Genomic DNA, 5,500 nt, shown 5'->3' with positions numbered 1-5,500 from the left:
AATGGCGCAGCGGACGGGACTCGAACCCGCGACCCCCGGCGTGACAGGCCGGTATTCTAACCGACTGAACTACCGCTGCGCGTAACTTGCGAGATTGGTGGGTGATGACGGGATCGAACCGCCGACCCTCTGCTTGTAAGGCAGATGCTCTCCCAGCTGAGCTAATCACCCTTCACTCTCGAAGTGGGGCGCATTCTACGGAGCGATTCGGCCCCTGGCAAGCCCCTCGATGAAAAAAATTTTCTGCCGTTCCAAGGAGTTAGCGACGGACCGGGGTTGGCCTGAGCCGCCAGCGGCGGAATAATGGGTCCTTTGTGCCCGGAGAGAACGACCCCATGTGGTTCCGCAATCTGCTCGTCTACCGCCTCACCCAGGATCTGCAACTGGATGCCGATTCCCTCGAGAAAGCCCTCGGCGAAAAACCCGCCCGCCCCTGCGCCAGCCAGGAGCTGACCACCTACGGCTTCACCGCGCCGTTCGGCAAAGGCCCGGACGCACCGCTGGTACACGTCAGCCAGGACTTCTTCCTGATCTCGGCACGCAAGGAAGAGCGCATCCTGCCGGGCAGCGTCGTGCGTGACGCACTGAAGGAAAAGGTCGACGAGATCGAAGCCCAGCAGATGCGCAAGGTCTACAAGAAGGAACGCGACCAGTTGAAGGACGAGATCGTCCAGACCCTGCTGCCGCGTGCTTTCATCCGCCGCTCCAGCACCTTCGCCGCGATCGCGCCAAGCCTCGGCCTGATCCTGGTCGACTCGGCCAGCGCGAAGAAGGCCGAAGACCTGCTCTCGACGCTGCGCGAAGCGCTCGGCTCCCTGCCGGTACGCCCGCTGAGCGTGAAGGTCGCGCCGACCGCGACCCTCACCGACTGGGTCAAGACCCAGGAAGCCGCCGGCGACTTCCACGTGCTCGACGAATGCGAGCTGCGCGACACCCACGAGGACGGCGGCGTGGTCCGTTGCAAGCGCCAGGACCTGACCAGCGAGGAAATCCAGCTGCATCTCACCGCCGGCAAGCTGGTCACCCAGTTGTCCCTGGCCTGGTCGGACAAGCTGTCCTTCGTCCTCGACGACAAGCTGGCGGTCAAGCGCCTGCGCTTCGAAGACCTGCTGCAGGAGCAGGCGGAAAAGGACGGCGGCGAAGACGCCCTCGGCCAGCTCGATGCCAGCTTCACCCTGATGATGCTGACCTTCGCCGAATTCCTTCCGGCGCTCTTCGAGGCCCTCGGCGGCGAAGAAATCCCCCAGGGCGTCTGACGCCCCGCTCTCCCGGCGGCGCCCGCCGCTGGGAGAGTCGCGCCCGGCATGGCAGACTGGCGGCCGTCCAATAACAAGGAAAGCCCATGCGTGCCCTGACCGCCCTGAGCCGTTTCGTCAGCGCCAGCTTCCCGTTCTGGGTCCTGCTGTTCGCCATCCTCGCCTTCTTCCGGCCGGCCTGGTTCCTCCCGCTCACCGTCGCCATCGCGCCGCTGCTCGGCCTGGTGATGTTCGGCATGGGCCTGACGCTCAAGGGCGAAGACTTCCGCGAGGTCGCCCGGCACCCCATACGGGTGCTGATCGGCGTGCTGGCCCAGTTCGTCATCATGCCCGGCCTGGCCTGGCTGCTCTGCCGCCTGTTGCAGTTGCCGGCGGAAATCGCGGTGGGCGTGATCCTGGTCGGCTGCTGCCCCGGCGGCACCGCTTCCAACGTGATGACCTGGCTGTCCCGTGGCGATGTCGCCCTGTCGGTGGCGATCACCTCGGTGACCACCCTGCTCGCCCCGCTGGTCACGCCGGCGCTGGTCTGGCTGCAGGCCTCGGCTTGGCTGCCGGTGTCGTTCGCGGCGATGTTCCTGTCGATCCTCCAGGTGGTGCTGGTGCCCATCGCCCTCGGCCTGCTGGCACAGCGCCTGCTCGGCGAGCGCACCCGACAGGTGGCGGAGGTGCTGCCGCTGGTCTCGGTATTCAGCATCGTGGTGATCATCGCCGCGGTGGTGGCCGCCAGCCAGGCGCGGATCGCCGAGTCCGGCCTGCTGATCATGGCCGTGGTGATGCTGCACAACGGCTTCGGCCTGTCGCTCGGCTATCTCACCGGCAAGCTGACCGGCATGCCGCTGGCACAGCGCAAGGCCCTGGCCATCGAAGTCGGCATGCAGAACTCGGGGCTCGGCGCGGCGCTGGCCAACGCCCACTTCTCGCCCCTGGCAGCGGTGCCCAGCGCGCTGTTCAGCGTCTGGCACAATCTCTCCGGTTCGCTGCTGGCCGCCCTGTTCCGGCGTATGGAAGATACGCCGCGTTGAACTGGGTCCCGGTCGGGAAGCCTTGTCCCGACCGATTAACCATGCAAAATACCGCACGCAGTGAGGACGACCTCACCACCCGCCTCCGGCCGGTGATCGAATGGGGACGGCCCCGCCACCCGTTGCCCTGGAGATCGCCATGTCCTGGATCATCCTGTTTTTCGCCGGCCTGTTCGAAGTGGGCTGGGCCGTTGGTCTGAAATACACCGAAGGCTTCAGCAAGCCGCTTCCCACGGTCCTCACGGCGCTCGCCATGCTGGTCAGCCTGGGCCTGCTCGGCCTGGCCATGAAGCACCTGCCGCTGGGCACCGCCTATGCCGTCTGGACCGGGGTCGGCGCGGTCGGCACGGTAATCGCCGGGATCGTCCTGTTCGGCGAATCCATGGCATTGCTGCGCCTAGCCAGCGTCGCGCTGATCGTCTGCGGACTGGTCGGCCTCAAGCTGAGCCATTAGACATCCATCGAATATGCTCCGAGGGGTATCGCTTTCCGCAGTTTTATCGCGTACTCTGCGACCACTGTGCTTGCTTGGGTCACAGTGAATCGTGACCTGGTGTGGTAGATCTCGGTCCGCTCATCGCCTCGGCTCCTCGTACTCTTTGCAACTCAGTACCTACCGGCTCGGATATTTCCGTCGCCGCAATCAACTTTGTTTCAGGAGTTACACCATGTCGAATCGTCAGAACGGCACCGTAAAATGGTTCAACGACGCCAAAGGCTTCGGCTTCATCACCCCGGAAAGCGGTAACGACCTGTTCGTTCACTTCCGTTCCATCCAGGGCACCGGCTTCAAGAGCCTGCAGGAAGGCCAGAAGGTTTCCTTCGTGGTCGTCAACGGCCAGAAAGGCCTGCAAGCCGACGAAGTACAAGTTATCTAACTTGTAGTTCGCCCAAAAAAGCCCCGGCATCGCCGGGGCTTTTTCGTTTCTGCGGATCGATCAGCGAGCTTCGCCGCGCAAGCTCGTCACCCGCGCCTGCAGGTCGAGGCGCTCCACCGCCCCCGGCGCCACCGATTCGCCGGCCACCAGGCTTACCCGCGACCACAGGCGGCGGAAGAAGCCCTTGTTCGGGTCGCGGCTGAAGAAGCTGCCCCACAGGCCCTGCAGCGCCATGGGGATCACCGGAACCGGGGTTTCCTCGATGATCCGCTCGATCCCGGCGCGGAACTCGTTCATCTCGCCGTCGGCGGTCAGCTTGCCCTCAGGGAAGATGCACACCAGCTCCCCGTCCCTCAGGTAGTCGGCGATGCGCTGGAAGGCGCGTTCGTAGATCCCTTCGTCCTCGTGGCGCGCCGCTATGGGCACCGCGCCGGCGGTGCGGAAGACGAAGTTGAGCACCGGCAGCGAGAAGATCCTGTAGTACATGACGAAGCGCACCGGCCGCCGGATCGAGCCGGCGATCAGCAGCGCGTCCACGTACGAGACGTGGTTGCACACCAGCACCGCCGCTCCCTCGTCCGGGATCGCCTCCAGGTTCACATGCCGGACCCGGTACATGGTGTGGCTGAGCAGCCAGACCAGGAAGCGCATGGTGAATTCCGGGACGATCTTGAAGATGTACACGTTCACCGCGACGTTCATCAGCGACAGGGCGAGAAACAGCTGCGGGATCGACAGCTTGGCGACGCTGAGGAAGAGGATCGAGACCAGCGCCGCGGCGACCATGAACAAGGCGTTGAGGATGTTGTTGGCGGCGATCACCCGGGCCCGCTTGTCCTCGTCGGTGCGCGCCTGGATCAGGGCGTACAGCGGTACGATATAGAAGCCGCCGAAAATGCCGATGAACAGGATGTCGGCCAGCACCGCCCAGGTCTCATGGTGGCGCAGCACCGCCAGCCAGTCGTAGGGCGCCTCGCCTGGGGGAATGCCGCCGGCGTGCCACCAGAGGAGGATGCCGAAGACGGTCAGGCCGATCGAGCCGAACGGCACCAGGCCGATCTCCACCTTGCGACCGGAAAGCTTCTCGCACAGCATCGAGCCCAGCGCGATGCCCACCGAGAACACGGTGAGGATCAGGGTCACCACGCTTTCGTCGCCGTGCAGCCATTCCTTGGCGAAGGTCGGGATCTGCGTCAGGTAGACCGCGCCGAGGAACCAGAACCAGGAGTTGCCCACCAGCGAGCGCGAGACCGCCGGGCGCTGGCCGAGCCCCAGGCGGAGGATGCTCCAGGACTGGGCGAAGATGTTCCAGTCGAGCTTCAACCCCGGCAGCGCCGCCGCCGCTCGCGGAATGCCGCGGCTGGCCAGGTAGCCGCAGGCGGCCACCAGCACCACCGCGGTGGCCACCGCCGCCGCGTAATGCGCATGGGACATCAGCACGCCGGCGCCGATGGTGCCGGCCAGGATCGCCAGGAAGGTGCCCATCTCCACCAGCGCGTTGCCGCCGACCAGTTCGTCCTCGTGCAGGTGCTGGGGCAGGATCGAATACTTCACCGGGCCAAATAGCGCCGAGTGGGTGCCCATGGCGAACAGCGCGACGAACATCAGCGGCAGGCTGCCGAAGACGAAGCCGGCAGCGCCGACCAGCATGATGCCCACCTCGGCCAGCTTCAGCGCGCGCATCAGCGCGTCCTTGTTGTACTTCTCGCCGAACTGTCCGCCCAGTGCCGAGAACAGGAAGAACGGCAGGATGAACAGCAGCGCGCAGAGGTTGACCAGCAGACTGCGGTCGCCGCTGACGCTGAGGTGATAGAGGATGGCGAGGATCAGCGACTGCTTGAAGATGTTGTCGTTGAAGGCGCCGAGCAGCTGGGTGATGAAGAACGGCAGGAAACGCCGCTTTCCCAGCAGGGCGAATTGCGAATGTTGGGTCATCGTCCTTGTTACCTTGCGTGGCCGCCGAAAGGAAGCCCGTCATCGATTGGACTGCATGGACCGCGGATCAGGCCACAGCGTTCCGATGGAAATTCCGCGCCCATCATAGAACAGGCGTCCGCGTTGCCGCAGGACGCCTGTCGTCGGACGATGCGCCAAGTCGCATCCGAATATTCAGAAACCGACGCTGGCCTGCATGAACAGCGTTCGCGGCTGACCCACGTAGATTCCCGAATTGTTGTCGCTGGAGCGGGTGAAATACTGCTTGTCGAACAGGTTCTTCACCCCGAGGCCGAGCTTCAGGTTCGACGCCTGCGGGCCGAAGTCGTAGCCGACGCGGGCATTCCAGGTCACGTAGCCGGGAATGTCGCCGTACTGGCCGTCGGCGCTGGGCTCGGTGATGTAGTTG

At 64.8% G+C, this 5,500-nt stretch carries 5 protein-coding genes, 2 tRNA genes and 1 pseudogene; 4 read left to right on the top strand and 4 right to left on the bottom strand.

The features are described from left to right. Positions 1 to 2: 2 nt before the first annotated feature. A tRNA-Asp gene (locus FFS27_RS27790) sits at positions 3 to 79 on the bottom strand. 16 nt (positions 80 to 95) lie between these two features. Beyond that, positions 96 to 171 (bottom strand) — tRNA-Val (locus FFS27_RS27785). Between the two features lie 164 nt (positions 172 to 335). Here FFS27_RS27785 and rdgC point away from each other — a divergent pair. From rdgC to FFS27_RS27765, 4 genes are all read left to right on the top strand, one after another. Further along, a complete protein-coding gene (gene rdgC / locus FFS27_RS27780) occupies positions 336 to 1,256 on the top strand; it encodes a recombination-associated protein RdgC (protein ID WP_003091601.1) in 921 nt (306 codons plus the stop codon). Between the two features lie 86 nt (positions 1,257 to 1,342). After that, complete coding sequence (locus FFS27_RS27775; RefSeq protein ID WP_021265072.1) at positions 1,343 to 2,278, top strand: bile acid:sodium symporter family protein; 936 nt, start codon at positions 1,343 to 1,345, stop codon at positions 2,276 to 2,278. 139 nt (positions 2,279 to 2,417) lie between these two features. Further along, entirely contained in the window at positions 2,418 to 2,732 is a 315-nt protein-coding gene (gene sugE / locus FFS27_RS27770; RefSeq protein ID WP_003091603.1) for a quaternary ammonium compound efflux SMR transporter SugE, read from the top strand. Between the two features lie 214 nt (positions 2,733 to 2,946). Continuing rightward, complete coding sequence (locus tag FFS27_RS27765) at positions 2,947 to 3,156, top strand: cold-shock protein (protein WP_003091604.1); 210 nt, start codon at positions 2,947 to 2,949, stop codon at positions 3,154 to 3,156. A 60-nt stretch (positions 3,157 to 3,216) separates the two neighbouring features. On the opposite strand, the gene FFS27_RS27760 is transcribed toward FFS27_RS27765, so the two are convergent. Both FFS27_RS27760 and FFS27_RS27755 read right to left on the bottom strand, forming a co-directional pair. Continuing rightward, positions 3,217 to 5,091 (bottom strand): MFS transporter, encoded by a 1,875-nt coding sequence (locus FFS27_RS27760; RefSeq protein ID WP_003091605.1) that lies wholly within the window; start codon positions 5,089 to 5,091, stop codon positions 3,217 to 3,219. A 174-nt stretch (positions 5,092 to 5,265) separates the two neighbouring features. Further along, a pseudogene (locus FFS27_RS27755) lies at positions 5,266 to 5,500 on the bottom strand (TonB-dependent receptor); the annotation flags it as partial.

It is taken from the genome of Pseudomonas sp. 2VD, assembly GCF_005503585.1.
In the GTDB taxonomy this organism is placed as follows: Bacteria; Pseudomonadota; Gammaproteobacteria; order Pseudomonadales; family Pseudomonadaceae; genus Pseudomonas; species Pseudomonas aeruginosa.
The sequence above is the reverse complement of the archived record's forward strand: the minus strand, read 5'-3'. Positions and strand labels throughout refer to the sequence as shown.

Coding starts and splice junctions, on each gene's coding strand:
- rdgC (WP_003091601.1), top strand. CDS start 336: ATGTGGTTCCGCAATCTGCTCGTCTACCGCCTCACCCAGGATCTGCAA.
- FFS27_RS27775 (WP_021265072.1), top strand. CDS start 1,343: ATGCGTGCCCTGACCGCCCTGAGCCGTTTCGTCAGCGCCAGCTTCCCG.
- sugE (WP_003091603.1), top strand. CDS start 2,418: ATGTCCTGGATCATCCTGTTTTTCGCCGGCCTGTTCGAAGTGGGCTGG.
- FFS27_RS27765 (WP_003091604.1), top strand. CDS start 2,947: ATGTCGAATCGTCAGAACGGCACCGTAAAATGGTTCAACGACGCCAAA.
- FFS27_RS27760 (WP_003091605.1), bottom strand. CDS start 5,091: ATGACCCAACATTCGCAATTCGCCCTGCTGGGAAAGCGGCGTTTCCTG.